This window comes from Xanthomonas campestris pv. phormiicola (genome assembly GCA_025666215.1).
Classification (GTDB): domain Bacteria; phylum Pseudomonadota; class Gammaproteobacteria; order Xanthomonadales; family Xanthomonadaceae; genus Xanthomonas_A; species Xanthomonas_A campestris_A.
Genome location: CP102593.1, coordinates 2,470,665 through 2,495,692 on the forward strand (window position 1 = coordinate 2,470,665; position 25,028 = coordinate 2,495,692).

The 25,028-nt window shown below is 66.5% G+C and carries 21 protein-coding genes, 1 tRNA gene, 3 pseudogenes and 1 other annotated feature; of the genes and pseudogenes, 15 read left to right on the forward strand and 10 right to left on the reverse strand.

What is annotated here, in order from left to right; translation table 11 throughout:
* The first annotated feature begins 109 nt into the window (after positions 1–109).
* On the forward strand, positions 110–2,098 hold the full coding sequence (locus tag NRY95_10350) for an SDR family oxidoreductase (protein ID UYC18321.1): 1,989 nt from the start codon (positions 110–112) through the stop codon (positions 2,096–2,098).
* A gap of 127 nt (positions 2,099–2,225) precedes the next feature.
* On the opposite strand, the gene NRY95_10355 is transcribed toward NRY95_10350, so the two are convergent.
* The 3 genes from NRY95_10355 to NRY95_10365 form a co-directional block, all read right to left on the reverse strand.
* Positions 2,226–3,227: a restriction endonuclease gene (locus NRY95_10355; GenBank protein ID UYC18322.1), complete on the reverse strand. Its 1,002-nt coding sequence runs from the start codon at positions 3,225–3,227 to the stop codon at positions 2,226–2,228.
* A gap of 203 nt (positions 3,228–3,430) precedes the next feature.
* Positions 3,431–4,069 (reverse strand): phasin family protein, encoded by a 639-nt coding sequence (locus NRY95_10360; protein ID UYC18323.1) that lies wholly within the window; start codon positions 4,067–4,069, stop codon positions 3,431–3,433.
* A gap of 83 nt (positions 4,070–4,152) precedes the next feature.
* Positions 4,153–5,427 (reverse strand): patatin-like phospholipase family protein, encoded by a 1,275-nt coding sequence (locus NRY95_10365; protein ID UYC18324.1) that lies wholly within the window; start codon positions 5,425–5,427, stop codon positions 4,153–4,155.
* A gap of 87 nt (positions 5,428–5,514) precedes the next feature.
* Here NRY95_10365 and NRY95_10370 point away from each other — a divergent pair, with 87 nt between their 5' ends.
* Positions 5,515–6,234, forward strand: a complete 720-nt coding sequence (locus tag NRY95_10370) for a hypothetical protein (GenBank protein ID UYC18325.1) — start codon at positions 5,515–5,517, stop codon at positions 6,232–6,234.
* A gap of 352 nt (positions 6,235–6,586) precedes the next feature.
* On the opposite strand, the gene NRY95_10375 is transcribed toward NRY95_10370, so the two are convergent.
* Complete coding sequence (locus NRY95_10375; GenBank protein ID UYC18326.1) at positions 6,587–6,862, reverse strand: polyhydroxyalkanoic acid system family protein; 276 nt, start codon at positions 6,860–6,862, stop codon at positions 6,587–6,589.
* A gap of 119 nt (positions 6,863–6,981) precedes the next feature.
* On the opposite strand from NRY95_10375, the gene NRY95_10380 reads away from it, so the two are divergent.
* A complete protein-coding gene (locus tag NRY95_10380; protein ID UYC18327.1) occupies positions 6,982–7,779 on the forward strand; it encodes an FHA domain-containing protein in 798 nt (265 codons plus the stop codon).
* On the opposite strand, the gene msrQ is transcribed toward NRY95_10380, so the two are convergent.
* The gene (msrQ, locus tag NRY95_10385) at positions 7,748–8,383 is read right to left on the reverse strand and encodes a protein-methionine-sulfoxide reductase heme-binding subunit MsrQ (GenBank protein ID UYC18328.1); all 636 of its coding nucleotides are present in this window, start codon (positions 8,381–8,383) and stop codon (positions 7,748–7,750) included. The two genes, NRY95_10380 and msrQ, sit on opposite strands and share 32 nt — an antisense overlap.
* Positions 8,384–8,477: 94 nt before the next feature.
* Positions 8,478–9,446 (reverse strand): protein-methionine-sulfoxide reductase catalytic subunit MsrP, encoded by a 969-nt coding sequence (msrP, locus tag NRY95_10390; GenBank protein ID UYC18329.1) that lies wholly within the window; start codon positions 9,444–9,446, stop codon positions 8,478–8,480.
* Positions 9,447–9,596: 150 nt separating this feature from the next.
* Here msrP and serC point away from each other — a divergent pair, with 150 nt between their 5' ends.
* From serC to aroA, 3 genes are all read left to right on the forward strand, one after another.
* Positions 9,597–10,682: a 3-phosphoserine/phosphohydroxythreonine transaminase gene (gene serC, locus NRY95_10395; protein UYC18330.1), complete on the forward strand. Its 1,086-nt coding sequence runs from the start codon at positions 9,597–9,599 to the stop codon at positions 10,680–10,682.
* Between the two features lie 79 nt (positions 10,683–10,761).
* Positions 10,762–11,928, forward strand: a complete 1,167-nt coding sequence (gene pheA / locus NRY95_10400; protein ID UYC18331.1) for a prephenate dehydratase — start codon at positions 10,762–10,764, stop codon at positions 11,926–11,928.
* A 432-nt stretch (positions 11,929–12,360) separates the two neighbouring features.
* The gene (gene aroA / locus NRY95_10405; protein ID UYC18332.1) at positions 12,361–13,674 is read left to right on the forward strand and encodes a 3-phosphoshikimate 1-carboxyvinyltransferase; all 1,314 of its coding nucleotides are present in this window, start codon (positions 12,361–12,363) and stop codon (positions 13,672–13,674) included.
* An 81-nt stretch (positions 13,675–13,755) separates the two neighbouring features.
* On the opposite strand, the gene NRY95_10410 is transcribed toward aroA, so the two are convergent.
* Together NRY95_10410 and NRY95_10415 are read right to left on the reverse strand one after the other, a co-directional pair.
* Positions 13,756–13,971, reverse strand: coding sequence for a hypothetical protein (locus NRY95_10410; protein UYC18333.1), 216 nt, complete (start codon positions 13,969–13,971; stop codon positions 13,756–13,758).
* Positions 13,972–14,077: 106 nt separating this feature from the next.
* Positions 14,078–14,740 (reverse strand): energy transducer TonB, encoded by a 663-nt coding sequence (locus NRY95_10415; protein ID UYC18334.1) that lies wholly within the window; start codon positions 14,738–14,740, stop codon positions 14,078–14,080.
* Positions 14,741–14,881: 141 nt separating this feature from the next.
* On the opposite strand from NRY95_10415, the gene serS reads away from it, so the two are divergent.
* The 4 genes and pseudogenes from serS to NRY95_10435 all read left to right on the forward strand — a co-directional run bounded on the left by serS (position 14,882) and on the right by NRY95_10435 (position 18,705).
* Positions 14,882–16,162 carry a serine--tRNA ligase gene (serS, locus tag NRY95_10420; GenBank protein ID UYC18335.1) on the forward strand — a complete coding sequence of 427 codons (1,281 nt, stop codon included), beginning with the start codon at positions 14,882–14,884 and terminating at the stop codon, positions 16,160–16,162.
* Between the two features lie 629 nt (positions 16,163–16,791).
* A complete protein-coding gene (locus tag NRY95_10425; protein UYC18336.1) occupies positions 16,792–17,778 on the forward strand; it encodes a LysR family transcriptional regulator in 987 nt (328 codons plus the stop codon).
* 149 nt (positions 17,779–17,927) lie between these two features.
* Positions 17,928–18,017: transfer RNA gene (locus NRY95_10430), tRNA-Ser, on the forward strand.
* A 43-nt stretch (positions 18,018–18,060) separates the two neighbouring features.
* Positions 18,061–18,705 (forward strand): annotated as a pseudogene (locus tag NRY95_10435) (IS3 family transposase).
* Positions 18,706–19,368: 663 nt separating this feature from the next.
* On the opposite strand, the gene NRY95_10440 reads toward NRY95_10435, so the two are convergent.
* On the reverse strand, positions 19,369–20,283 hold the full coding sequence (locus NRY95_10440; protein UYC18337.1) for a CPBP family intramembrane metalloprotease: 915 nt from the start codon (positions 20,281–20,283) through the stop codon (positions 19,369–19,371).
* A 357-nt stretch (positions 20,284–20,640) separates the two neighbouring features.
* Between NRY95_10440 and NRY95_10445 the strand changes: the two genes are divergently transcribed.
* A protein-coding gene (locus NRY95_10445; protein ID UYC18338.1) for an IS3 family transposase occupies positions 20,641–21,866 on the forward strand; the annotation gives its coding sequence in 2 pieces (ribosomal slippage) (positions 20,641–20,926 and positions 20,926–21,866; 1,227 coding nt in all).
* Positions 20,919–21,035, forward strand: a sequence feature (AL1L pseudoknot). Its footprint overlaps the gene before it by 117 nt.
* Before the next feature lie 55 nt (positions 21,867–21,921).
* Positions 21,922–22,107: a hypothetical protein gene (locus NRY95_10450; GenBank protein ID UYC18339.1), complete on the forward strand. Its 186-nt coding sequence runs from the start codon at positions 21,922–21,924 to the stop codon at positions 22,105–22,107.
* A 184-nt stretch (positions 22,108–22,291) separates the two neighbouring features.
* Here the strand turns inward: NRY95_10450 and NRY95_10455 are convergent.
* Positions 22,292–22,784: pseudogene (locus NRY95_10455) on the reverse strand (DUF3363 domain-containing protein).
* A 3-nt stretch (positions 22,785–22,787) separates the two neighbouring features.
* Between NRY95_10455 and NRY95_10460 the strand changes: the two are divergent.
* The 3 genes and pseudogenes from NRY95_10460 to NRY95_10470 all read left to right on the forward strand — a co-directional run bounded on the left by NRY95_10460 (position 22,788) and on the right by NRY95_10470 (position 24,820).
* Positions 22,788–23,153, forward strand: a pseudogene (locus NRY95_10460) (2-isopropylmalate synthase).
* Positions 23,154–23,168: 15 nt separating this feature from the next.
* The gene (locus tag NRY95_10465; GenBank protein UYC18558.1) at positions 23,169–23,585 is read left to right on the forward strand and encodes a hypothetical protein; all 417 of its coding nucleotides are present in this window, start codon (positions 23,169–23,171) and stop codon (positions 23,583–23,585) included.
* Between the two features lie 587 nt (positions 23,586–24,172).
* Complete coding sequence (locus NRY95_10470; GenBank protein UYC18340.1) at positions 24,173–24,820, forward strand: response regulator; 648 nt, start codon at positions 24,173–24,175, stop codon at positions 24,818–24,820.
* The last annotated feature ends 208 nt before the right edge of the window (positions 24,821–25,028 follow it).

A 25,028-nucleotide genomic window follows, 5' to 3' on the forward strand; every position in this document is an offset into this window, starting at 1 on the left:
GCGCATGCGCCATACCCCGGCGTGCGTTTGTCCTGCCTGCCGCACTCTGGCAAGTTAGCGCCCAGGACGGGGCGAGGGGCCGCGGCCGCAGCACGAGGGATGGTTCGGCATGACGTATTTCGTTACGGGCGCCACCGGTTTCATCGGCCGTTATCTGATGGCCAACCTGATGCGGCGCAAAGGCCTCATCCACGTCCTGGTCCGCAAGGAGTCGCAACGCAAGTTCGACGCGCTGGTGCGCGAGCAGGGCTGGGACGCCAAGCGCCTGGTGGTGCTGCACGGCGATGTCGGCAGCGACTGCTGCGGGCTGGACGAGGCGCAACGGCAGGCGCTGCACGGCAAGGTCAGGCACTTCTTCCACCTGGCCGCGCTGTACGACCTCACCGCCAAGGCCGAGGCGCAGCGCGTGGCCAATCTCGACGGTACCCGCAACGCGCTGGAACTGGCCGCGCAGATCGGCGCCGGCATCTTCCACCACACCAGCTCGATCGCGGTGGCCGGGCTGTATCCGGGCATCTTCCGCGAGGACATGTTCGAAGAGGCCGAAGGCCTGGACGATCCCTACCTGCGCACCAAGCACGACGCCGAGGCGCTGGTGCGCGCGGAAACCCGGATCAAGTGGCGCATCTACCGCCCCGGCATGGTGGTCGGCGATTCGCGCACGGGCGCGATCGACAAGATCGACGGACCGTACTACTTCTTCCCGCTGATCAAGAAGCTGCGCCAGCTGCTGCCGCCGTGGGCGCCGATGCTGGGCATCGAGGGCGGGCGCATCAACCTGGTGCCGGTGGATTTCGTCGCCGATGCGATGGACCACATCGCGCACAAGCCCAAGCTCGATGGCCATACCTTCCACCTCACCGACCCGGAGCCGCTGCGCGTGGGCGAGGTGCTCAACGTGTTCTGCCGCGCCGGCCACGCGCCGGAGATGACCTTGCGGGTGGATGCGCGGATGTTCGCGTTCGTGCCGGCGGGGATCCGTGCCGCGGTCGGCGGGCTGCCGCCGATCCGCCGCTTCACCGGCATGCTGCTGCGCGATTTCCGCATCCCGCGCGAGGTGCTGAAGTTCATCACCTATCCCACGCGCTTCGACAGCCGCGAGACCGAGCGCGCGCTGAAGGGCAGCGGCATCGCCGTGCCGCGGCTGGAGGACTACGCCTGGCGCCTGTGGGACCACTGGGAACGGCACCTGGATCCGGACCTGTTCGTGGACCGCACGCTGAAAGGCAAGGTGCGCGGCAAGGTGGTGCTGATCACCGGCGGTTCCTCGGGCATCGGCCTGGCCACCGCGCAGCGCGTCGCCGAAGCCGGCGCCACCACGATCATCGTCGCCCGCGGCGAGCAGGAACTGTTCGCCGCACGCGATGCGATGAACGCCAAGGGCGGCAAGGTGTTCGCCTACACCGCCGACCTGTCCGACCTGGCCGGCTGCGATGCGCTGCTCAAGACCGTGCTCGAGGCGCACGGCCACGTCGACGTGCTGATCAACAACGCCGGCCGCTCGATCCGCCGCTCGATCGAACTGAGCTACGACCGCTTCCACGATTTCGAACGCACCATGCAGCTGAACTACTTCGGCAGCCTGCGCCTGATCATGGGCGTGCTGCCGGGCATGACCGCGCGGCGCAAGGGCCACATCATCAACGTCAGCTCGATCGGCGTGCTGGCCAATTCGCCGCGGTTTTCCGCCTACGTGGCCTCCAAGGCGGCGCTGGACGCGTGGAGCCGCTGCGCGCAGGGCGAGCTGTCCGGCAAGGGCATCAGCTTCACCACGGTCAACATGCCGCTGGTGAAGACGCCGATGATCGCGCCGACCAAGATGTACGACAGCGTGCCGACGCTGAGCGTGGAGGAAGCCGCCGACCTGATGGTCAAGGCGATCATCGAGCGCCCGAGCCGGGTGGCGACGCGGCTGGGCATCTTCGCCGCGCTGGTCAACGCGGTGGCGCCGAAGGCCTACGAGGTGGTGATGAACACCGCCTTCGAACTGTTCCCGGATTCGGCCGCGGCCAAGGGCGACCGCAAGGCGCTGCGCGAGGCCAAGCCCAGCCAGGAGCAGATCGCGTTCGCGGCGCTGATGCGCGGCGTGCATTGGTGAAGCCGGGACTCGGGACTCGGGACTCGAAAAGCGGATTGTCCGCCGAGTGCCGATAGCGGGCCGGTAAGCCGAGCCGCTGTCGCTTTTACGGGTCCCGAGTCCCGAGTCCCGAGTCCCGAGTCCCGAATCAAAACGTCCTGCATTGCCGCCAGCGCACCGGCTCGTCGCGGTCCGGGCGCGGATTGAGCTGGATGCGCACGGTGCGCAGCGAGGGGTAGCGCTCCACTTCCTTGCAGATCCGCGGCCATACCTGCGCGTCGTCGCCGCTGCGGTCGATCACCAGCGTCATCTGCGTCTGCCAGATGCCGCGGATCACGCCGGGCGTCCTGGCCAGGGCCTTGGACACCGCATGGCGATAGTCGGCTTCGGTGGCGGGGTCCGGTGCTGCGCTTGCCGGCTGCGCTTCTTCGGTGACCGGCGCGGCGGTGGCCGGTACCGTGGCGACGGGCGCGGTGCCTGGTGCCGGCGCCGCTGCCGGCATGGACGCGGCAGGCGCGGGGAGCGCGGCGACCGACGCGGCATCGGCGCTGCGCTGCTGCAGCGCCAGCCCGCCCAGTCCCACCAGCAGGCCCAGGGTCAGCGCGGCCAGCGCGGCGATCGCGGTGTGCCGCTGCGCGCGCCGGCGGCTGGCGCCGATCACCCCGTCCTCCAGTTCGCTGGGCAGGTAGCGCTTGAGCATCGGCCAGATGCGGCGGCCGTCGAGGATCTCCACCGACTGCTTGTCGGCCGCGGCGATGCCGTCGCGCTGCACCTTGCCCTCGGTGACCAGGATGCCGCCCTGCGCACCCATCAGCCGCGCCGCCGCGCCCAGTTCGTTGACCGCGGCCGAGCCGATCCGGTAGGCGCGGCCGTGCTTGCACGACAGCAGCCAGCGCGTATCGCCGCGGGTCATCACGAAGTCGCTCTGCGGTTCCTGGGAGACGTCCTCGTCGGCCACCGCGTCGTGCAGGTCGCGCTGCTCGCGCATCGCGCGCCGCACCATGCGCGAGAAATCGCGCCAATGCAGTCCGGCCAGCGCATGCAGCCCGGCGGTGGTCTCGTTCTCGCGGCGCCGGACCACCCACAGGTAGAGCGTGGCAGCGAGCCATGCTCCAACTGCCAAGACCGTTGCCGCTATCCAGGAAAACATGCTCGTACCCGCCGTAACGCTATTCGATGACGTCAGTCTATCGCCAGCGTGTCACAGCGCCGGCAAGGCGACAGCGGGGAACGGCGGACAGCAGAAGACCCGCCAGTCCGAAGCCGAGAGGGGAGGGGAGCAAACGGTCTTCAGATGGACTGGCGGGTCCAGTCCCGATTGTCGGAAAAAATCTGCTGCTTTGCAACAAAGCCTTATTCAGCGGACGCCGGCGCGGTCGCACGCTTGCGGCTGGCGCGTTTCGGCGCCGGCGTGGCGCTGGCGACCACCGGACCGGCACGGCGCCGGGCCGGCGCTGCCTGCTTGGCCGGACGCGATTTGGGCGCGGCGGTCTTTGCCGCCTTCCTGGCCGCCGGCGCCTTCTTGGCCGGCGCCGGGCGCGCACGGCGGCCGCTGCCGAGGTTGCGCAGTTCGGCATTCAAAGCGTCTACGCGGTCGACCAGGGTGCCGAGGTCTTCGCGGCTGGGCACTTCCAGTCTGCGCAACGCGCGCTGCACCCGGTCCTCGAACACCTTCTCCAACCGGTCCCAGGTGTCGGCGGCGCGTTCGCGCGCCTGGCCGACCCGGTTCTCCACCACATCGCGCACCGCATCGACGCCGCCGCCGGCCAGCTTGCGCGTGCTCTGCTCCAGGGTCAGGCCTTCCTTGACCAGGGTTTCGAACAGCTTGCCGCCTTCGGCCTGGGCACGGCCGAACGCGCCGACCCCGGCCAGCCACACCTGCTGCGCGGATTCGCCCAGACGCTTGGACAGCTTTTCCGCCTGCGCCTGCAGGCCCTCGTCGGCAGCGGCGGCAGACTTCTTCTTGCGTGCGGATTTCTTCAGGGTGGCCATGACGGTGCGGTTCCTTCGGCGGTTGGGTGGCTGGATTCGAGACTCACGGCGTTGGTTAGAGTAATCACACCAGCGCCGGCGCCTCAGTCGGCGGAAAGCGGCGGCGTGCGCCGGGTGCGGCGGGTGGCGCGGCGCCGGGCGATGACCTGGTCGACGTCGTCGAGCGCGCGGCGCAGGCGCGCGGTGGCTTCGGTGGTGCGCCCCGGTTGCACGTCCACGCCGTCGAGGAAGGTGCGATGGCGATCGTTGAGGATCTGGTGGCGCAGGGCGATGCCATGCGCGGCCAGCATCGGCTCCAACACCTCGGCGTTGCGGCGCAGGTCGGCCAGCGTATTGCGATAGGCCAGCTGGCAGACGCGGTGGCGCGCGGCATAGCTGAACAGATTGGTGAAGAACAGTTCGCTGTTGTCGGCATTGGGCTCGAACACCAGCTGGTCCACGCGCGGGTATTGCCGTGCGTACTTCTCCAGCCCGACCTGCATGCGCGATTGCAGCAGGGTGCGGAAGGTCTGCGACAGCACCGCCGGCAGGCCACCGCTGAGCAGCCGCGCGCGGTCGATCCGGCCGTTGCGGCGCGGTGCGTGGGTGGCGTCGTAGGGCACCAGCGGGTTGATCCCGATCATCAGGTCGATGCCGCGCTCCAGCAGGGTGGAGGCATGCATCGTGCGCCGCAGCGCGCCGTCGACGTAGTGGTGGCCGTCGATCTCCACCGGCGGGTACAGCCCCGGCAGCGCGGCGCTGGCCTGCACCGCCAGCGAGATCGGCACCTGGTCCAGGCCCGGTTCGCCGAAGCGCACGGTGCGGCCGCTGTCCAGGTCCACCGCGACCACGAACAGGTCGGTGTCCAGCGCGCGGAAATCGTTGCTGCGGCCGCGGCGGCTGAACACGTCCTGCATGAAGCGCTCGACCCCGGCGTTGTCGAACAGCCCGCTGGGCACCAGTCCGCCGAAGCGGGTGATCAGGTCCGACCAGCGGGTCTTGCGCGGCTCGGTCAGCAGGTCGTGCCACCAGCCGTAGGCGAGCTTGGGCAGGGTCGCGGCGCGGCGCAGGTATTCGTAGACGTTGGGGCGCAGGAAATCCTCGGGCCGGAAGTGCGCATCGTCGCTGTTGCCGGTGACGAAGATCCGGCAGATCTCGGCGCTGCTGATGCGATTGGCCAGGCCGGCGGTCAGGAACGCGCCGGAACTGACGCCGACGTAGCAGTCCAGCCGGGTCAGGTCGAGTCCGTCCAGCGCCTCGTCCAGCGCGCGCAGCGCACCGAGTCCGTACATGCCGCCGATCGGGCCGCCGCCGGCGATGGCCAGGCCGATGCGGCCGTGGGAACGGGGGCGTGGCGAGGCGCTGTGGAGGGAAAGCATGCGCGGTCCGCGAAGGGCGTTGGCCGGAGTGTAGCCGAGCGGCATGATGCTTGCGGTCACGCGCGGCGACCAGCATCATCGGCGCCCATGGCGCGCAGCAATCCCGTCCTGGAACGACTCGGCCGCCGTCTGGCGTGGCATCAGGCCGTGCACGATCCGGCGCACGAGCCGCGCAATGCGCTGCGCTGGCTGCAGGAACTGCGGCGCTGGCAGACGCAGCGGCTGGAGCGCAGCTTCGAACACTTCCTGGAGGACCCGCAGCGGCGCCCGGCGGCGATGTTCTTCCTGACCGATGTCTATGGCGACCGCGATTTCAGCCGCCGCGATGCGGACATCGTCAAGGTGCTGCCGATGATGCAGCGGCTGATGCCGGCCACGCTGCTGGACACGGTGGCCGACGGCATCGAACTGGGCGTGCTGACCCACGCGCTGGACCTGCGCATGGCTGCAGCGTTGCAAGCGCTGGCGCCACGCCGCAAGCGCCTGGACGACGAGCTGTACGCGCAGGCCTACCGGCACACCGGCCTGCGCCGCCTGCGCCTGCACCAGATCGACCTGATCGCCAGCGTCGGCCTGGGCCTGGCCAGCGCGGTGCACACCCCGGGCGTGCGCATGCTGCTGCGTTTCGCGCGCGGCCCGGCCAAGGCGGCGGGGTTGTCGGAGTTGCAGGGGTTCCTGGAACGCGGCTTCGACGCGTTCTCCAAGCTGAGCGACGCGGAAGGCTTCATCGGCGATATCGAGACCACCGAGCGCGAGGTGTCGCGGCGTCTGTTCGCCGGGCACCCGCGGCCGTTCGCGTTCGACTGAGCGGGTCGGACCCTCACCCCAACCCCTCTCCCGGCGGGAGAGGGGCTAAAGCGCCACGGCTGTTCCCTTCTCCCACCGGGATAAGGTGGCCCGCAGGGCCGGATGAGGGTACGGGCGCAGCCTCGTGCACCCAAACTCCGCGAGACGCTGCGGGTCGGACCCTCACCCCAACCCCTCTCCCGGCGGGAGAGGGGCTAAAGCGCTACGGCTGTTCCCTTCTCCCACCGGGAGAAGGTGCCCCGCAGGGGCGGATGAGGGTACGGGCGCAGCCTCGTGCACCCAAACTCCGCGGGACGCTGCGCGCCGGACCCTCACCCCAACCCCTCTCCCGGCGGGAGAGGGGCTTTGCCGCTCAGCCCAGCTTTTCCGCCAACACGCGGCGGATCTCGCTTTCCACCGTGCCCTTCAGCGCCGACAGCAGGAAGCCCAGTTCGGCGGTGACGTGCACCTGCTTGGGCAGCAGTTCGATGCGCCCGTCCACGCCGGAGCGCGAGAACAGCAGCGCATCGCCGTCCCAGCGCGATTCCAGGTCGAAACGTTCGGACAGCTTCTTGGCCGCGTCCTCGATCGCCTTGCGTGCCTGTGCGGGGGTCTTGCCGTGGTCGTGGCGGATGTCGATGCTGGACATGCTGGCTCCTGTGCGGGCATGCGGCCCGCGGAAAAGATCAGGCATTGTGCGTATGCGCGGAGTGTTGTCCAGGTGCGGCGCGCTTCTTCAAGCGCGGGCAACCTGCTAGGCTCCCCGCCGTGCCCGACCTGCAAGTCCATTTCAGCAACCGCCAGCAACCCGACCGGCCCTTGCGCGCGGGCGTGCACCGCATCGTGCGGCAGGCGTCCGGGCATGTGCGCGTGGTCGACGACACCCAGGGCGCGCTGCTGCTGGCGCAGTTCTGCCTGGACCGGCGCGGGCTGTGGCTGCAGGTGGCCAACGGCGCCCGCGGCATCCACGTGAACGGGCGTCCGGTGCGGCGCATGGCGCTGCTGCGCGCCGGCGACGCGGTCTATGCCGATGGCGTGGAACTGGTGGTGCAGGGCGTGTGCGAGCCGCTGCAGCGTCTGCCCGACGCGGCGGAAGACGAGGGCGACGATCCGCGGCTGGTGCTGCGCGGCGTCGGCGGCCAGCACCACGGCCGCAGCTACACCCTGGACCGGGTGCGCGGCATCGGCCGCCTGCGCGACTGCGACATCTGCATCGACGATCCCGCCTTCGCCGAGCGCCACGCGCGCCTGGAGCGGCATGGCGAGCGCGTGTTGCTGCGCGGGCTCGGCGATGCGCAGACCCAGGTCAACGGCAACGCGGTGCGCGATTGCTGGCTGCAACCGGGCGACCAGTTGGTGTTCGACGCGCAACACCGCTTCGTGCTGGAAGTGCCGCAGGCGGCGGCCGGCGAACCGCTGCAGCACGATCCGGCCAGCGTGCCGCTGGCTGCCGCAGCGGAGCCCGCACCGCGCCCGGCCACCGCGCTGCGCTGGCCGTGGCTGCTGCTCAGCGCCTTGCTGCTGGCGGCCGCGCTCAGCGGGCTACTGTGGTTCGGCGCGCGCTGAGCGCCCGCCAGCCGCGCCAGCCCAGCAGCAACGCCAGGATCGCCGCGTACAGCAGCGGTTCGCGGATGTCCGATTTCACCAGCCACCAGAAATGCAGCACCGCCAGCACGCCGATCGCGTAGATCGCCTTGTGCAGCTTGCCCCAGGTGCGCTTGAGCCGGCGCATCCAGCCCTGGGTGGAGGTGATCGCCAGCGGGATCAGCAGCAGCCAGGCCAGGAAACCCACGGTGATGTAGGGGCGCTTGACGATCTCCTCGAAGATCTGCGCCCAGTAGCCGCGCAGGTCCAGGCCCAGGTACACGCCCAGGTGCACGCAGGCGTAGAAGAACGCGTACAGCCCGAGCATGCGCCGGAAACGCAGCAGCACCGATTGCCCGCTCAGCTGCCGCAGCGGCGTGATCGCCAGGGTCAGCAACAGCAGGCGCAACGCCCACAGCCCGGTGCGATGCTCGATCGCGGCGACCGGATCGGCGCCGAGCGCGTCGCTGCCGGCCTGCCATACCTGCCAGAACTGCCAACCCAGGTAAGCCAACGGCGCCAGCGCCAGCACATGGACCATGCCCTTGGCTGCGATCAAGCCAGAGGAACCGGACTTCACGGCCATGTCGCGACTGCCCTGGCCAAGCAGCGCACCCGCCCAACGCCGAAACCGCCTGCTTTTTCCGGGTCCCGAGTCCCGAGTCCCGAGTCCCGATCATTCAATACCATTTCTTTAAATCCATCCCGGCATACATCCCCGCGACCTGCTCGGCATAGCCGTTGAACGGGCGGGTCGGGATGCGTTCGGCGAACAGTTTGCTGGCCTTGCCGGCGATGCGGCGTTCGGTCTTCTGGCTCCAGCGCGGATGGTCCACCGCCGGATTGACGTTGGAGAAGAACCCGTACTCGGAGGCCTGCAGCTCGTGCCAGGCGGTCTCCGGCATGCGCTCGACGAAGCGGATCTCGACGATCGACTTGATGCTCTTGAAGCCGTATTTCCACGGTACCACCAGCCGCAGCGGCGCGCCGTTCTGCTGCGGCAGCGGCTTGCCGTACAGGCCGGTGGCGAGCAGGGTCAGCGGGTTCATCGCCTCGTCGATACGCAGGCCTTCCTTGTACGGCCAGTCGATCGAGCGGTAGCGGATGCCGGGCATCTGCTGCGGATCGGCCAGCGTGGTGAAGGCGACGTACTTGGCCTTGGAGGTCGGGGCGAAGCGCTTGAGCACCGCGGCCAGCGGCACGCCCAGCCACGGGATCACCATCGACCAGCCCTCCACGCAGCGCAGCCGGTAGATGCGCTCTTCGGGGCTGCTGCCCTTGAGCAGGTCGTCCAGCGCCAGCGTGCCGGGCTTGTCGCATTCGCCGGACACCTTCACCGACCAAGGCGTGGTGCGCAGGGTCTTGGCCGCCTTCGACGGGTCGGTCTTGTCGGTGCCGAATTCGTAGAAGTTGTTGTAGCTGGTCACGTCCTCGTAGCAGGTCAGCTCTTCGCTGGTGCGAAAGCCGCTGCGCGCCTGTTCCGGCGTCACCACGGTCTTCGGCGGGGCCGGCGGCTCGGCCTCGGCGCAGCCGACCAGGCCCAGCGCCGGTGCCAGCGCCAGGGCCTGCAGCAGGCGCCGCCGATCGCGGTAGACCGCCTCGTCGGTGATCTCGCGGCTGGGGATGTTGAGTGCATCGCGCAATGACATGGCTGACTCCTGGGGGGCGGGCGACCGCTGGCGGCTTCTTCGCAAAGACTACGCTTGCGCAGGGCCGATGGATGCAAATGCAACCTAAATTGTCCGGGCCGCAAGCTGGTGCGCTGCGGCATACTAGGCGTCTTGTCCGATAGGTGCCCCATGACGCGCGCGTTCAATTTCAGTGCCGGCCCCGCTGCATTGCCGGAATCGGTCCTGCGCCAGGCGCAGGCGGAGATGTTGGAGTGGAACGGCGTGGGCGCCTCGATCGTGGAGTTGAGCCACCGCGGCGCCGAGTTCATGGCGGTGGCGGCCGAGGCCGAAGCCGACCTGCGGCGCCTGATCGGCATCTCCGACGACTATGCAGTGCTGTTCCTGTCCGGCGGCGCCACCACCCAGCAGGCGCTGCTGGCGCTGAATTTCGCCGCGCCCGGGCAGACCGTGGACTACGTGGTCACCGGGCACTGGGGCAAGACCGCGATCAAGCAGGTCACTCCGTACGCCAACGTGCACGTCGCCGCCAGCAGCGAGGCCGGCGGCTTCCACGTCATCCCGCCGCGCGCGCAATGGCAGCTCAGCGCCGATGCCGCCTACGTGCACATCACCGCCAACGAGACCATCCACGGCGTCGAATTCCGCGACGCGCCGGACGTGGGCGCGGTGCCGCTGTTCGCCGATTTCAGTTCCAGCATCGCCGCCGAGCCGATCGACGTGTCCAGGTACGCGGTGATCTACGCCGGTGCACAGAAGAACCTGGGGCCGGTCGGGGTGGCGGTGGTCATCATCCGCAAGGACCTGTTGCAGCGCAGCGGCCAGCCGCGCGCGGACATCTTCGACTACCGCTCGCACGCCGCACGCGATTCCATGCTCAACACGCCGCCGACCTGGAACTGGTACCTGGCCGGGCTGGTGTTCAAGTGGATGCTGGCCGAGGGCGGGGTGGAGGAGTTCGCGCGCCGCAACCAGGCCAAGTCGGCGCTGGTGTACGCGGCGATCGACGGCTCCGGCGGCTTCTACCGCAACGAGGTGGTGGCCGAGGCGCGCTCGCGGATGAACATCCCGTTCTTCCTGCCGGACGAGACCCTCACCGCGCGCTTCGTCGCCGAGTCCAAGGCGGCCGGATTGCTGGCGCTGAAGGGCCACAAGGCGGTCGGCGGCATCCGCGCCTCGCTGTACAACGCGATGCCGGTGGCCGGCGCGCAGGCGCTGGTCGCGTTCATGCGCGACTTCCAGCAGCGCAACGGCTGAGCCATCCCCCTGCAGGAGCGGCTTCAGCCGCGACCGGATCGCGCCCGCAGCGCTCCGCAACATCGAGGAACCACGATCCATGGCCGCAAAGCCGAAGAAATCCCCAGCCACAGACGCGAAGCCGGCCAAGCCGACCTCGACCGGCGTCGCCAAGCCCGCGGTCGCCGCGCCGGCGTTGGCCGACGTGCGCGCCAAGATCGACCAGATCGACCGCACCATCCAGGCGCTGATCGCCGAGCGCGCGCAGTTCGCGCACCAGGTCGGCAAGGCCAAGGGCAAGCTCGCCGCGGCGGTGGACTACTACCGACCCGAGCGCGAGGCGCAGGTGCTGCGCATGGTGGTGGACCGCAACCAGGGCCCGCTCAGCGACGAAGTGCTGGTGCACGTGTTCCGCGAGATCATGTCCGCCTGCCTGGCGCAGCAGGAGCCGCTGAAGATCGGCTACCTCGGCCCGGAAGGCACCTTCAGCCAGCAGGCGGTGCTCAAGCATTTCGGCCGTTCGGCGGTGGGCCTGCCGATGGCGACGATCGAGGAGGTGTTCCAGGAAGTGGAGAGCGGCAACGCCGATTTCGGCGTGGTGCCGGTCGAGAATTCCGGGCAGGGCACGATCCAGGTCACGCTGGACATGTTCCTGACCTCGAACCTGAAGATCTGCGGCGAGACCGAGCTGCGCGTGCACCAGTACCTGCTGTCGCGCGCCGGCCGGCTCGATGCGATCGAGCGCATCTATGCGCATCCGCAATCGTTCGCGCAGACCGCCGGCTGGCTGCGCGCGCATCTGCCGAAGGTGGAGAAGATCCCGGTGTCGAGCAACGCCGAGGGCGCGCGGCGCGCGCGCAATGCGGAGGATGCGGCGGCGATCGGCGGGGAGAGCGCGGCGCATGTGTATGCGCTGAAGAAGGTGATCATGAAGTCGATCGAGGACGACGACGACAACACCACGCGCTTTCTGGTGATCGGCCGGCAGATCTTTCCGCCGTCGGGGCACGATCGCACGTCGGTGCTGGTGTTCATCCACGACAAGCCGGGTGCGCTGTTCGATGTGCTCAGTCCGTTCGCGCGGCATGGGATCAGCATGAACCGGATCGAGTCGCGGCCGTCGCATCAGGCGAAGTGGGAGTACGGGTTCTTCATCGATCTGGCCGGGCATGTGGAGGACGAGGCGATGAAGCAGGCGCTGGCGGAGTTGAAGGCGCATTCGGCGCAGATCAAGGTGTTGGGGTCGTATCCGGTGGCGGTGCCCTGATCTGATGGTTTGCTTGCAGGCGGCTTTAGCTGGAAACCAAAGCCAGAGTTGGAAGCCAAGGCTTTCGCGCGTTGCGCGACTTACTTTGATCGGCCTGCGGCCGCTGAGGAGCGCTTCTTTGAATGGCCAAAGAAAAGTAAGGCCGCCGCAGTCGGGTCGCCCCGCGCTGCGCGCGGGGGCCGCGAGCAACCTGGGATTTTTCGCTGGCACATGGATGTGCCAGCGAAAAACGACGCGCATCCTGCGCGCCGCCCCTGCGGGGTTCTGCCCAGGCCGCTCGCCGACCCTCAATGGGGACCCCTGAAAAGCGAAGGGCAGCAACAGCAGCAGTAACAGCAGCAATGGCAGTGGCAACGGTGGAATCGGCTGCAACAACAAGATCAACAGCGTGCGGCCCGCTTGCGGGTGACGACGGCAATCTCAGGAACGGTGATGAGCAACGAGCAGTACTGGATCGCGACGAAGGGCTCTGCCTTGCAGGGGATGTTGAATGTGCCGGGCGACAAGTCGGTCTCGCATCGGGCGGTGATGTTCGCGGCGCTGGCCGATGGGGTGTCGCATATCGATGGGTTCCTGGAGGGTGAGGACACGCGGTCGACCGCGGCGATCTTCGCCAGGCTCGGGGTCAGGATCGACACGCCGTCGCCGTCGCAGCGGATCGTGCACGGGGTCGGGGTCGATGGGCTGCAGGCGCCGCAAGGCGAGCTGGATTGCGGCAACGCCGGGACCGGCATGCGCCTGCTCGCCGGTTTGCTGGCGGCGCAGCCGTTCGGCAGCGTGCTGGTCGGCGACGCGTCGCTGTCCAAGCGGCCGATGCGCCGCGTGACCGAGCCGCTGGCGCTGATGGGCGCGCGCATCGACACCGATGCCAACGGCGTGCCGCCGCTGCGCATCCACGGCGCGCAGCCGCTGCACGGCATCGACTTCGCTTCGCCGGTGGCCAGTGCCCAGGTCAAGTCCGCGGTGTTGCTGGCCGGGTTGTATGCCGATGGCGTCACCTCGGTGCAGGAGCCGCATCCGACCCGCGACTACACCGAGCGCATGCTGTCCGCGTTCGGCGTGGAGATCGCGTTCGCGCCTGGCCACGCGCGCCTGCGCGGCGGCCAGCGCCTGCGCGCGACCGACATCGCGGTGCCGGCCGATTTCTCCTCGGCGGCGTTCTTCATCGTCGCCGCCAGCATCATCCCCGGCTCGGACATCACCCTGCGCGCGGTCGGCCTCAATCCGCGCCGCACCGGCCTGCTCGCCGCGTTGCGGCTGATGGGGGCGGACATCGTCGAGCACAATCACAGCGAGCACGGCGGCGAGCCGGTGGCCGACCTGCGGGTACGCTACGCGCCGCTGCGTGGGGCACAGATCCCGGAAGACGTGGTGCCGGACATGATCGACGAGTTCCCGGCGCTGTTCGTCGCCGCGGCCGCCGCACAGGGCCGGACCGTGGTCACCGGCGCCGCCGAGCTGCGGGTCAAGGAATCCGATCGCCTGGCCGCCATGGCTACCGGCCTGCGCAGCCTGGGCATCGTCGTCGACGAAACGCCCGACGGCGCCACCATCCATGGCGGCGCGCTGGGCAGCGGCGTGATCGAAAGCCATGGCGATCATCGCATCGCGATGGCGTTCGCGATCGCCGGGCAACTGGCCCAGGGCGAGGTGCGGATCAACGATGTCGCCAACGTGGCCACGTCGTTCCCGGGCTTCGACAGCCTGGCGCAAGGCGCCGGGTTCGGCTTGGTCGCTGCTGCCTGAGCAGCGCCGCGCTCTGCCGGGCGCGGCTGGGTTAGTTGCGTCGATCGCCGCCGGGGTGCGGCGACTGCAAGCAGCGCGCCGCTAGGGCGCGCGTGGCGGATCGCTGGCCGGCGTCGCCGGTGCCGGGGCATTGGCCGGGCCGTCGAGTCCGCGATCGCGGCTCATCCACCAACCGCTGGCCGCCAGCACCAGCGCGATCAGGATGACCCAGGCCCAAGGCGAACCACGATGGGCGTGGGCACGGTCGGGATCGCGTTCCCGCCGATACAGCTCCTGCGTCTCATGTTGTCTGGACATGGTCGTGCTCCTGCGTCTCAGGGACGCGACCAGTCTTGCGCCGATGCCGTTCGCGAGGTGTCAGCCGCCCGTGAACGCAGCATGCGTCCTGCAAGCGCTGTTCAGCTTACTGAGCCGGCTTGAAATCGAACGGGATCTCGAGGCTGCCGGCGACCGCCTGGCCCTTCTGCTGCGCCGGACGGAAGCGCCAGCGGCGGACGGTTTCCATCGCCGCGCGATCCAGTTCGCGCGAGCCGCTGCGCTTGACCAGGGCCACGCCGCCGGGGTTGCCGCTGGCATCCACTTCGACCCGCACCACCACCGTGCCGCTGTCGCCGCGACGCAAGGCGGCCGGCGGATAGCGCGGCGGCGGCTGTCCTTCCAGCGGTACCGGGCGGTCGCCCGGCGCCAGCGCGGCGGCGGTGCTCCCCGCAGCAGCGCCTTCGCTGCCGCCGGGCGCCGGCGCCATCGCATCAACAGCGGGCGGCGGGGCAGGTGGCGCGGTCTCGACCAGTTTCGGCGCATCCTCCGCTGCCGGCGGCTTGGCCTGCGGCATGTCGCTGGCGCCGCTGCCGGCGGGCAGCGGTTCGGGCAATGGTTTGATCTCCGCCGCATCCTGCTGCACCTGCGCAGGCTGCGGCTTGTAGAAGTCGTTGTCCTTGCGCCCGACCAGCCACACCGCCAGGAACAGCAGCAGCCCGGCGCAGAACGCGATGCCGACGATCACGAGGAGGCGCCGCGGCAGGCGCAGCACGATGCCGGTGTTGGAGGACGGAGGCGACGTGGACATGGGACTCACCGTAGGGAACCGCTGGATTCTGGCATAGCCGCGGTTAATCGGGTGCGCAGCGCGGCGCAGCCTCGCTGTTTCGGCAAAAGCGCGGCCGACAGGCGATAATGCGCGGCTCCGATCCATCCACGTGCCGCGCCCATGCTCGATCCCGTCCTGCTCCGCCAACAGCCCGCCGACCTCGCCGAGCGCCTGCGCACCAGCCGCGGCTATGCGCTGGACGTGGCCGCCGTGGAAGCCCTGGAGGCCGACCGCAAGCGCATCCAGGTACGCACCCAGGAATTGCAGAGCCTGCGCAACAGCCGTTCCAAGGCGATCGGCCAGGCCAAGGCCAAGGGCGAGGACGTGGCTGCGCTGATGGCCGAGGTCGCCGGATTCGGCGACGAACTGAAGGCCTCCGAGCAGCGCCTGGACGAGATCCGTGCGCAGCTGGAGACGCTGGCGCTGGAGATCCCCAACCTGCCGCAGGCCGACGTGCCGGCCGGCAAGGACGAGGCCGACAACGTCGAGGTGCAGCGCTGGGGCACGCCGCGCGCGTTCGATTTCGAGGTCAAGGATCATGTGGAACTGGGCGCGCGCCATGCCTGGCTGGACGGCGAGACCGCGGCCAAGCTGTCGGGCGCGCGTTTCACCGTGCTGCGCGGACCGATCGCGCGCCTGCACCGTGCGCTGGCGCAATTCATGCTCGACCTGCATACCGGTCCGCACGCATACCAGGAAACCAACGTGCCGGTGATCGTCAACGCCGACAGCCTGTACGGCACCGGCCAGCTGCCCAAGTTCGAAGAGGACATGTTCGCCACCCAGCTCGGCGAGCAGAAGCGCTACCTGATCTCGACCTCGGAGATCTCGCTGACCAACCTGGTCCGCGACGAGATCGTCGAGGCCGAACGCCTGCCGCTGCGCATGACCGCGCATTCGCTGTGCTTCCGTTCCGAGGCCGGCAGCGGCGGCCGCGACACCCGCGGCATGATCCGCCAGCACCAGTTCGAGAAGGTCGAACTGGTCAGCATCTGCCGGCCCGAGGACAGTGCCGCCGAACACGAGCGCATGACCCGCTGCGCCGAGGTGGTGCTGGAGACGCTGGGGCTGCCGTACCGCAAGGTGCTGCTGTGCACCGGCGACATGGGCTTCTCGGCGACCAAGACCTACGACCTGGAAGTGTGGTTGCCGTCGCAGCAGACCTACCGCGAGATCTCCTCGTGCTCCAACTGCGGCGACTTCCAGGCGCGGCGCATGCAGGCGCGCTGGCGCAATCCCGCCACCGGCAAGCCGGAACTGCTGCACACGCTCAACGGCTCCGGTACCGCGGTCGGCCGCGCGATGATCGCGGTGATGGAGAACTACCAGAACGCCGACGGCTCGATCGACGTGCCAGACGCGCTGCGTCCGTACATGGGCGGCATCGACCGCATCGGTTGAGCGATAGGTCGCGCGCCTCACGGCGCGGTAAGTGGCCTGACGCAAACTGTTCGATGGCATCTGTGGGAGCGACTTCAGGGCACCTCTGATAACCTCGATTCTAAAAATTTCGCACTATGCGCATCAATGACTTGCGAGCGTTTTAGCCGAGTTTTTGGGGTTGTTAGAGGTGCCCTGAAGTCGCTCCCACAGTCGTTGCCAGCCGCCCAAAACCGCGACGGCTCTGTGTCCCATGCCATGGCGGCCATGCGGATGCCGTGGTTTGTACAGTCCACGCCCGGGCAGGCGTTCCGGCCGATCCGACATCCCTGCGCTTCGCTGACCTGCATTCGGGCCAGATGTATTCGATGGCATCCGCACCGGCAACCAAGACGCTGCAGCCACCCCATGTTGGAATCGCTGCGAACGACCTGGCGACCCTCTGCCGGTGCGAAGCAGAGGGCCAGGGCAGGGCATTGACGCAATCGTCCTGTCGGGACGTGGGAGCGACCGTGTCGCTGCGCCAGGGGGCGGCAGCGGGGGGCTTGTGACGCGCCACGGCGGGTGGATCTGATTGCACAGCCCGGATCGTTGTAGGAGTAGAATGAACCCAACGCGATTTCATTCATCGTTCTAAATACCGAAAGAACATGCACGATCTCAACGACCTGTACTACTTCGCAATGGTGGTCGATCACGGCGGTTTTGCCGCGGCCGAGCGCGCCCTGGGCATCCCCAAGTCGCGGCTGAGCCGCCGCATCAGCCAACTGGAAACCGATCTGGGCGTACGCCTGCTGCAGCGCTCCACGCGCCGCTTCGCTGTCACCGATCTGGGCATGAGCGTGCATCGCCACGCGCAGACGATGCTGGCCGAAGCGCAGGCGGCGCGCGAGGTGGTGGACCGGCTCAGCGCCGAGCCGCGCGGCCTGGTGCGGGTCAGCGTGCCGGTGTCGCTGGCGCAGATCCAGCTGCCCAAGCTGTTGCCGATGTTCCTCGACCAGTACCCGAAAGTGCGCCTGCAGTTGAACATCAGCAACCGCCGCGTGGACATCATCAACGAGGGCTACGACGTCGCGCTGCGGGTGCGCTCGCGCCTGGACGACGACGGCAGCCTGGTGATGCGCAGCTTCGGCCAGGTGCAGGAACTGCTGGTCGCCAGTCCCCGGTATCTCGATCGCGCCGGGCGCCCCAAGAGTCCGGAAGAACTGGCCTCGCACGTGACCTTGAGCATCAGCGAGGACGAGGCGCGGCAGCGCTGGGAACTGCACGGACCGGCCGGCGAAGTGCGCCGCGTCGACCTGCAGCCGCGCGTGGCCGGCTTCGATTTCCCGCTGTTGCAGTCGATGGTCAAGGACGGCTTCGGCATCACCTTGCTGCCGGAAACCGTCTGCGCCGACGCCGTGCGCAACGGCGAACTGGAAGTGGTGCTGCCGGAATGGTCGCTGCCGCAGGGCATCTGCCACGCCGTGTTCGCCTCGCGCCGCGGCCTGTTGCCGGCGGTACGCGTGTTCATCGACTTCCTCGCCGAGCACCTGCCGCGCCAGATCGAGGCCTCGCGCCTGGACTGCAGCGGCTGCCCGGAGCGGATCAAGGTCAAGCATTCGACCCTGGGCGCGATGGCGGTCGAGGCCGGCTGAGCAAAACCGGCGCGGCCGTGCGAAAATGCGCGGCCGCCGCGCATCGCGATGCCCTGGCAGCGCCGCCGCCGCCAACGTCCGGCGCGGCCTGGGCGAAAGCGCAGGAACAGTCCGTGTTCTGTGCGCCGTGACGTGGCCTGGTTGCAATCGGAGAGATGGCCGAGCGGTTTAAGGCACCGGTCTTGAAAACCGGCGAAGGGTCAAACCTTCCGTGGGTTCGAATCCCACTCTCTCCGCCATTCCAGCCTAGGCGATTGATTTTAAATCGCTTTTCAGAATTGTGAACGTTGCAGTCGCCATTGGGTGCATCGGCTGATGCGCACCGAGGGGCTGCGCGCCCAGGTGGGCTATGGTCGCAAACCGCGCTTCAATGACGGGGCCCAGAGCGCTGCAGCGACCAACCTGCTTGATCGGCAGTTCGACGTGACGGCGCCGGACCCAGCTTGGGCGAGCGATGTCACCTTCATCCGCACGCATGAAGGCTGGATGTACCTGGCGGTCGTGATCGACCTGTTTTCCAGGCAGGTCGTCGGCTGGTCGATGCGCGATCGGGCCGATACCGAGTTGGTCGTACAGGCGCTGTTGTCCGCGGTCTGGCGGCGCAAACCCGACTCCGGTTGCCTGGTTCACTCGGACCAGGGTTCGGTCTACACCAGCGACGACTGGCGCAGTTTCCTGACATCCCATGGCTTGGTCTGCAGCATGAGTCGTCGCGGAAACTGCCACGACAACGCCCCGGTGGAGAGCTTGTTCGGCCTGCTCAAGCGTGAGCGGATCAGGAGGCGCGTCTATCCCACCAAGGACGCCGCACGCGCCGAGGTGTTCGACTACATCGAGATGTTCTACAACCCCAGACGTCGCCATGGTTCAACTGACGATCTGTCCCCTGTAGAGTTCGAACGGCGCTACGCGCAACGAGGGTCATGACCGTCTATGGAACCCTGGGCGTATCAATTGCGATGTGGGGGAGGTCACTGCGTTGCTTCCATCTGAAAGCTGGAAGTAGGGATACGACAGGGACCGAAATCGTCAACGGGATTTCGAGACTTTTCACAACGCCTGTAGGGCACCTCTAATAACCCCAAAAAACTCGACTAAAACGCTCGCAAGTCATTGATGCGCATAGTGCGAAATTTTTAGAATCGAGGTTATTAGGGGTGCCCTGTAGGCGCTAGTAGGGAGGCCCTTTTTGCCACCTGCCCCTGGTGTGTCGTACCGCCCGCTTTTGAGGGTAAAGGTATATATTAATCAATGGTTTGATATTTTGCGGGCGCACATTTTTCCAGAGTGATTAGTGTGCTGTTTGATCGAAATAAGCTAACTACATGGTCAAAACAGGGTGACTGAAGCTTGATGAAATATAAGTGTTGGATAATATTAAGTTGGTTTATTTCGATTTGTTTTGATTTTGGGGCGGTGAAATCTGATCGTTCGAATAACGGCAGAGGGAGTTGCCAAGGAGATTATCGAGGATGGGCTGATCCAAGATGACAGAAGTTGATGAGGGAGCTTTTACGGTGCCCGATGACTTCAGGCTAATCGACCTATGCCTTACACCGGCTGGCGCGATGGAAACTCCATTATACTGCACTATGGCGATGCACCACCCTTTGGCCATGCTCTGGTGTATCGCATGGAATTCCGAGTTGTGACATGAAGAAGAAAGAACGCCGACAGCACAGCAAGGAAAGCAAAGATACTTCCCTCAGGCCCCACGGGCCCGCCGGTCACAAACTCAGAACCTATGGGCAGGTACTCGAAAGTATGGCCTTTAACGAAGTATCCGCTTCCAGCAGCCCCAAATAGAGGTGCGCTAGCCCAATTCCAACCGGCGTGGTAACCAGCCGACCACCAGATTGATCCAGTCCTATAGACCGCATAGGCCAACAGAACCCCTTGGATGAAGAGGCGTAGCAACCAGATTTCGCTGGCGCCTGGATTGTCAAGGTGCATCACAGAGAAAATTATTCCTGACGCAATTGCAGCTCCCCGCCAGCCAACAAATCGCTCGGCGACCAGAAGGATAGCTACTCGGCCGAAGAACTCTTCCGAGGACGCCCCGATAAACTCCGCGATCCACCACCCCATGCCATGCATGAGCGCGGCCTGAGCTGACTGCTCTGCGTATGTGATGCTTGCCGCCCCGCTTGCACTAATTAGAAGTATGGCCACGGCCATCACCGTCGTACCTGTCACTGCTCCGATCAAAATCATCCTTGGTGCACCGGCCCAAGCGAGCGGCGACTGTCTCAAGCGCTGTCCGAGAATCACGCAGACGCAGACGGCAACTAGTAGATTGAGGAAAAACCTGATGAGCATTAGAAGGACATAGGGTGCTAGGACGAGCTCGTTGTCCTGTATCAATCGAAGATCGAAGCCTGCCTCAATCGGCGCATAAACAGCACCGCCGAGCGGGCCGAGGAAGAAGTACGCGGCGACAATGAAAGCTAGGGCCAAGATCAATCTGAGCCGAGTCGTAATACTGTTCTTTGTGAGCTCAAGCATCTGGTTGTAAAGCCTTTCTCGCAGGATTTTTTTTAAGACTACTAGCGACTATACGGATGGTTTAGTCTGGGCCCAAGCCAAGCTCGTTCTCCAGTACTTCAGGCGCTTGGCGCTCAGTGACTCAGAGCTACCTTCAGTACTGTTCGCCCGCGATGCTTTAGCTGAGTGTCCAGAGTGCCTTAGCCCGCGACGGGTCAACGGCATAGAATCTTACGCTGCTTTTGAGTCGAGACGTAGGTGATGACATTGACAATCTTACAATCCCTAACGTGGAACACTTCGAAGGCGTAGTGCTCGACTATCTCAGTGAACCGCCCCGGGAATCCCGGAGGCTCCATTACTTGAGAAGATGGAGCGATGAGCAGAGCAAGCAAGTTCTCCCCGGAGATCCGGGAACGGTCGGTGAAGATGGTCCTGGAACACCAGGGCGAGTACGACTCGCAATGGGCGGCAATGGTGTCGGTGTCGGCCAAGGTGGGTTGCACGGCCGAGACGCTACGGGGCTGGGTGAGGCAGCACGAGCGCGACGTTGGCAAGCGCGAGGGGATGACGAGCACCGAGAAAGAGCGCATCAAGGCGCTTGAGCGCGAGGTTCGCGAGCTGCGTCAGGTCAACGAGATCCTGCGCAAGGCGTCGGCCTATTTTGCGCAGGCGGAGCTCGACCGCCCCTTCAAGCGATGAAGCAGTTTATCGATGAGCAGCGTGATGTCCATGGGGTCGAGCCGATCTGCAGAGTGCTGCCGATCTCCCCATCGACCTACCACGCGCACGCGGCCAGCAGGGCCGATCCGCAGTTGCGCTGTGCACGCGCGAAGACCGACGAGGCGTTGGCGGCGCAAGTCCAGCGTGTGTGGGACGACAACTTCAAGGTCTACGGTGTGCGCAAGGTCTGGCGGCAACTGCGACGCGAACAGTTCGACGTGGCGCGCTGCACCGTGCAGCGGTTGATGAAGCGGCAGGGCTTGCGGGGCATCATGCGAGGCAAGCCCGTGCGCACGACGGTGAGCGACCCAAAGGCGCCGTGCCCACGGGATCATGTGAAACGGCAATTCAAGACCGATCGGCCGAACGCGCTGTGGGTCAGCGATTTCACGTACGTGTCGACGTGGCAAGGATGGATCTATGTCGCCTTCGTCATCGACGTCTTCGCCCGTCGCATCGTGGGCTGGAAGGCGTCGTCCTCGATGCAGACGGACTTCGTGCTCGACGCGCTCGAACAGGCGCTCTACGCGCGCAAGCCGCTCGGCCCGGATCGCCTGATCCATCACAGCGACCGAGGCGTCCAGTACGTGTCGATCCGCTCCACAGAGCGGCTCGTGGAAGCCGGCCTGGAGCCCTCGGTAGGCAGCGTGGGGGACTCCTACGACAACGCGCTGGCCGAGACCATCAACGGCCTCTACAAGGCCGAGGTGATCCATCGCATGTCGTCTTGGCGCACGCGCGAGGAGGTCGAGTGGGCCACGCTCAACTGGGTCGACTGGTTCAACCACCGTCGATTGCTGGAGCCGATCGGGAATATCCCACCGGCCGAGGCTGAGGCCAACTACTATTCCCACTCCCATGAGTCCGCCATGTCGGCGTGACTCAAACCAAGGGGTCTCCGGAAAACCCGGGGCGGTTCAGTATCTCGACTGCTACATGGCGCTTGTCTTCAAGTATCGGAAGCGTCGCGACGCGAAACGCGATCGAATCGCCGCGCAGGTGCTCTCTGCCGCTGTTGAGGGGGTTGTGCACTACGCAGCTTTGAATCGGCTGCTCGAGTCACCGGCATTGAAGCAGCAGCTGACAATGTTGATTTGCGAATATGTGCATGGGGAGATGTAGCGGGAACCTCGCTGTTGGCCTTGACATGGATCGCTGGCCACTTGATTCATCAAGTGGCCGGAACAAAACCAGCCTGCCGGTGGTGTCGCTCGCTATCCAATAGATGGACTGTGCCCTCGGCTTATTTCCCAAGAAACGCCGCTCCGATGCAGCGCGGCGGCGATCTGCTGCCCTAACCGCTTCTCAATCCCTTGCCGCCACCGATCAATTGCTGGTCCAGCCAGGTCGCGCCAATCACTCGGGTCTGTCGCTCGATGGGCAGGTGGGATTTCATTTCCACCGCGACACCGCCAAGTCGGTGAGCGTCGTACTGACGGCCGCGTTCGGCCAGATCGTCCGGCACCTTCGACAGTCCCTCGGCAACGCGCTCCACGATGCCAGCGCGGCGCAAGGCCTCCAGCCTGCGAACATGGGCCGCCACGACCTCCTTCGGGTCACGGTCTGCCTTGTTCGATCGCCAGGTGATGGTCGGTGCGGTACAGGCCATCGCTCGCCAGCGCGGCTATGTTCTTGTCTGCCGCCCGCACCTCGGTTGAACTGCGCACTTCCACCACAGCGCCGACGGGGTAGTTCACCAGCTCGTCATGGGCGTTGAGCGCAACGTAGTGGGCCTTGCCGTCCACGCCGTCCACGCCGTCGATGACCAGATAGCCCCGATCCTGTAGTTCGTCGGCCAGTGCACCCAGGGCATCGATCCCAGGCTGCATTTCCCGTCGATCCGCAAGGTGGTGGAGACGGTGGAATATTGCAACGGATTGCCGGTGCATCCGCGTCACCCCTACGCCGGCGATCTGGTGCACACCGCATTCTCCGGCTCGCACCAGGACGCGATCAGGAAGGGCTTCGCCGCACACGAAGACCGCGCCGATGGCGTATGGGAAATGCCGTACCTGCCGATCGATCCTGCCGACATCGGCGAGAGCTACGAGGCGGTGATCCGCGTCAACAGCCAGTCCGGCAAGGGCGGCGTCGCCTGGGTCATCGAGCAGGACAAGGGCCTGCGGCTTCCGCGCGCAATGCAGGTCGATCTGAGCAAGCGCGTGCAGTCGCTCGCCGAGCGCATGAATCGGGAGCTGTCGGTCGAAGACATCTGGGCCGAGTTCGTGCGCGCCTACCGTCTGGGCGATGCCGACACGTATCAGCTCGTCGACGAACAAAGCGGGCAGGACCCGGATTCCGGTCCGGAGCGGATGTTCTCCGGCCGCATCCGCCATCGCGGTCGCGACATCCGCGTCACCGGGTGCGGCAACGGTCTCTTCGCGGCGACGCTGTCCTCGCTCGCAGAAGCGTTCGGCATCGCGCTCGACGTGGTGGATCACCAGGAGCATGCGCTGCGGCGTGGTGCGGATGCGCAGACGGTGGCGTATCTGCGGTGCGTGCGCCCCGACGGTGGCCATGTGTTCGGTGTCGGGATCGACGCCGATGCCGCGAGCGCGAGGGTGAGGGCAGTGCTCAGTGCCGCGAGCGCGGTGGCATGAACGACTGCGCGCCGGGACTCCCCTGCTCGTAGCCGGAAAATTCGTCCGATTCAGGCTCGGCACCGTGTCTTGGCATGGCGTGCCGTAGCGCCCGGCCTGAGCAGTCGCGACTGGGCCAAGCTTGAACGGCCCTGCCTCGCATGTCGAAGGCCGCCACCACGCTGCCAGGCGATCATGCGCTTGGGAATGGACGCAACACGCGGCGCGGCATCGGAAAATCCCGGTCCGGCGTGCCGCGCGACTGGGGTGTCTGCACCGGGGTTTGCCGTCGAGCGAGGTCAGGAAAATCCGACCCGATATCAGGCTTTGCCCTGATAACGTTGTCGCCGGCCGGCCGCGATACTGCGCCTGCCTGACGCAGGTACCGCCGCGCTCTCCTAGAGGAGCGAACAGGCTGGTCACTCGCCCTGCGTGCCGAGCCTTGAGTAAGCTCGGCGTGGTGTTTTTTTCATCATGATGGCAACGCAGCACGGCTAACTGAGCAGGCTGTGAAGGCTGGATGATTTTGTCTACAAATTGCAGTTGCCCTGAACAATTCACGCCGCTAGTCTGATTCTGCGGCGTTCGCTGCGTTGGGGTTATACGAGATGGCCATTAGAGTTTTTTTGGTCGACGATCACGCTCTTGTCCGTACCGGCATGAAGCTGATCCTTTCGAATCAGACCGATATCGAGATCGTCGGTGAGGCCGAGAGCGGCGAGGCCGCGATGCCGCAGATCCGCCAGCTCAAGCCGGACATCGTGCTCTGCGATCTGCACATGCCCGGCGTCAGCGGGCTCGAGGTCACCGAACGCATCGTCAAGGGCGACCACGGCACCAAGGTGATCATCGTGTCGGTGCTGGAAGACGGCCCGCTGCCCAAGCGCCTGCTCGAGGCCGGCGCGTCCGGCTACGTGGGCAAGGCGGGCGATGCGCAGGAACTGCTGCGTGCGGTGCGCGACGTGGCGATGGGCAAGCGCTATCTCGGCGCCAACATCGCGCAGAACCTGGCCCTGGCCAACCTGGAAGGCGGCGGTTCGCCGTTCGATGCGCTGTCCCCGCGCGAACTGGAAGTCGCGCTGCTGTTGACCCGCGGGCTGCGCCAGGAAGACATCGCCAAACGTTTGAGCCTCAGCGCCAAGACCGTCAACACGCACAAGGCGCGGCTGTTCGAGAAGGTCGGCATCCACGACAACATCGCGCTGGCGCGCCTGGCGACGCAGTACGGTCTGCTGGATCCGGCGCATCCGCTGTAAGCCAGCCTGTCGTATCCGCGTGATGCGCAAGAAAGCGACCTGACCGGTCGCTTTTTTTATGCCTGCTGCATCGTGCCCGGCGCTGATCGCTGGGGCAGCCATGCGGAGAGTTCAGTCCTGGCGGGCCTTCCTGGTAGAGCCTGTCGCGACTGAAGTCGCTCCCGCAGAAGTGTCGTGGCGACCAGGCGACCAAAAGACCGCATGACCA